Consider the following 3,307-nt stretch of genomic DNA (forward strand, 5'->3'; position numbering starts at 1 on the left):
GTCGCAACGACCTACTCTCCCAGGCAGCTTCCCGCCAAGTACCATCAGCGCTGAAGGGCTTAACTTCTGTGTTCGGTATGGGAACAGGTGTGACCCCTTCGCTATTGTCACGACATTTTGAGGTTGTTCCCTCAAAACTAAACAATGCTTTGATGATATATCTTTCTTTGGTCAAGTCCTCGACCTATTAGTATCGGTCAGCTTAATACATTGCTGCACTTACACCTCCGACCTATCTACCAGGTAGTCTTCCTGGGGTCTTACTTCCTTGCGGAATGGGAAATCTTATCTTGAGGGGGGCTTCGTGCTTAGATGCCTTCAGCACTTATCCCTTCCGTACATAGCTACCCAGCGGTGCTCTTGGCAGAACAACTGGTACACCATAGGTACGTCCATCCCGGTCCTCTCGTACTAAGGACAGCTCCTCTCAAATTTCCTGCGCCTGCGACGGATAGGGACCGAACTGTCTCACGACGTTCTGAACCCAGCTCGCGTACCACTTTAATGGGCGAACAGCCCAACCCTTGGGACCTACTACAGCCCCAGGATGTGATGAGCCGACATCGAGGTGCCAAACCTCCCCGTCGATGTGGACTCTTGGGGGAGATAAGCCTGTTATCCCCGGGGTAGCTTTTATCCGTTGAGCGATGGCCCTTCCACTCGGTACCACCGGATCACTAAGCCCGACTTTCGTCCTTGCTCGACTTGTAAGTCTCGCAATCAAGCTCCCTTTTGCCTTTACACTCTTTGCACGATTTCCGACCGTGCTGAGGGAACCTTTGGGCGCCTCCGTTACTCTTTAGGAGGCGACCGCCCCAGTCAAACTGCCCACCTGACAGTGTCCCAAAACCGGCTTCACGGTTCATGGTTAGAACTTCAGTACTACAAGAGTGGTATCCCAACGTCGACTCCCCCAAAACTGGCGTCCTAGGTTCTCTGTCTCCCACCTATCCTGTACATGTAGTACCAAAATCCAATGTCAAGCTACAGTAAAGCTCCACGGGGTCTTTCCGTCCTGTCGCAGGTAACCAGCATCTTCACTGGTATTACAATTTCACCGGGTCCATTGTTGAGACAGCGCCCAAATCGTTACGCCTTTCGTGCGGGTCGGAACTTACCCGACAAGGAATTTCGCTACCTTAGGACCGTTATAGTTACGGCCGCCGTTTACTGGGGCTTAAGTTCTGTGCTTCATCTTACGATTTACACTTCCCCTTAACCTTCCAGCACCGGGCAGGCGTCAGCCCCTATACTTCGTCTTTCGACTTTGCAGAGACCTATGTTTTTGCTAAACAGTCGCTTGGGCCTGTTCTCTGCGACCGATTGATGCTTACGGCGTATAGCCTTCACACCCTTCGGCACCCCTTCTCCCGAAGTTACGGGGTCATTTTGCCGAGTTCCTTAACAATGGTTCTCCCGCTCGTCTTAGGATTCTCTCCTCACCTACCTGTGTCGGTTTGCGGTACGGGCACCTAGCATTCTCGATAGAGGCTTTTCTCGACAGTGTGGAATCAATCTCTTCGCTACTTATTTTTCGCTCCCCATCACCTCTCAGGATTATACTATGGCGGATTTGCCTGCCTTAGCTCCCTACTGGCTTAGACCCACTCAACCAACGGTGGGCTAGACCTATCCTTCTGTGTCACCCCGTCTCTCAGACGAATTTAGGTGGTACAGGAATTTCAACCTGTTGTCCATCGCCTACGCATTTCTGCCTCGGCTTAGGCCCCGACTTACCCTGAGTGGACGAACCTTCCTCAGGAAACCTTAGGTTTTCGACGGGTGAGATTCTCACTCACCTCTCGTTACTCATGCCAACATTCTCTCTTCTATGCAGTCCACTGCTCCTTACGGTACAGCTTCTACCCACATAGAATGCTCGCCTACCACGCTGACGTAATCATTACTACCCTCATAGATACGTTTGGCTTGATGATTTGGTCAAAACCTCTTTTTTTTACCTTGCGGTTGGTTTTGACTAAATGTCCTCCTAAGCCTTTCTTCTTTATGAAAGTACTAATGATTACGTCAGCATCCATAGCTTCGGTGATACGTTTGAGCCCCGGACATTTTCGGCGCAGAATCACTCGACCAGTGAGCTATTACGCACTCTTTAAATGAGTGGCTGCTTCTAAGCCAACATCCTGGTTGTCTGTGCAACTCCACATCCTTTTCCACTTAACGTATACTTGGGGACCTTAGCTGATGATCTGGGTTCTTTCCCTCTTGACTACGGATCTTATCACTCGTAGTCTGACTCCTGGTTATAAGTTAACGGCATTCGGAGTTTGATAGGTTTTGGTAACCGGTGAAGGCCCCTAGACCATTCAGTGCTCTACCTCCGTCACTCTTTTCCCAAGGCTAGCCCTAAAGCTATTTCGGCGAGAACCAGCTATCTCCGAGCTCGATTGGAATTTCTCCGCTACCCACAGGTCATCCAATGACTTTTCAACGTCAACTGGTTCGGACCTCCACGAAATTTTACTTCCGCTTCATCCTGCCCATGGGTAGATCGCACGGTTTCGGGTCTATAGCATGTAACTAATCGCCCTATTAAGACTCGGTTTCCCTTCGGCTCCAGACCTTCAGTCCTTAACCTTGCTACATACCATAACTCGTTGGCCCGTTCTACAAAAAGTACGCGGTCACGCGTATAAAGCGCTTCCACAGCTTGTAGGCAAAAGGTTTCAGGTTCTTTTTCACTCCCCTCCCGGGGTTCTTTTCACCTTTCCCTCACGGTACTATGCGCTATCGGTCACTAGGTAGTATTTAGCCTTGGGGGGTGGTCCCCCCTGCTTCCCACAGGGTTTCACGTGTCCCGTGGTACTCTGGATCATGGTCGAAAGTTTCTTTCGTTTCAAGTACGGGACTTTTACCCTCTCTGGTGGAGCTTTCCAACTCTCTTCTTCTACAAGTTCCTCTTTCTTTGTGACCATCTCCTCAACCCCTACAACAATTGTCGTAGGTTTGGGCTCTTCCCCTTTCGCTCGCCGCTACTGAGGGAATCGATTTTTCTTTCTCTTCCTCGAGGTACTTAGATGTTTCAGTTCCCTCGGTCTACCTTCTAGTACCTATGAATTCAGTACTAGATACTTGGACATTACTCCAAGTGGGTTTCCCCATTCGGACATTCCCGGATCAATGCTTGCTTGCAGCTCCCCGAGACTTTTCGCAGCTTACCACGTCCTTCTTCGGCTCCTAGTGCCAAGGCATCCACCCTTTGCCCTTATTAACTTGACCTTTAGTGAATTACTTTAGCTTTGCTTTCATCATCATTACATTGTTTAGTTTTCAAGGAACAATCTGG

At 49.7% G+C, this 3,307-nt stretch carries 2 rRNA genes; both read right to left on the minus strand.

The features are described from left to right. A 5S ribosomal RNA gene (gene rrf / locus CHB72_RS25345) occupies positions 1-115 on the minus strand; the annotation flags it as partial. Positions 116-167: 52 nt separating this feature from the next. Continuing rightward, positions 168-3,240 (minus strand): 23S ribosomal RNA (locus CHB72_RS25350). Between the last annotated feature and the right edge of the window lie 67 nt (positions 3,241-3,307).

The organism is Anaerovirgula multivorans, from assembly GCF_900188145.1.
Lineage (GTDB): Bacteria > Bacillota > Clostridia > Peptostreptococcales > Natronincolaceae > Anaerovirgula > Anaerovirgula multivorans.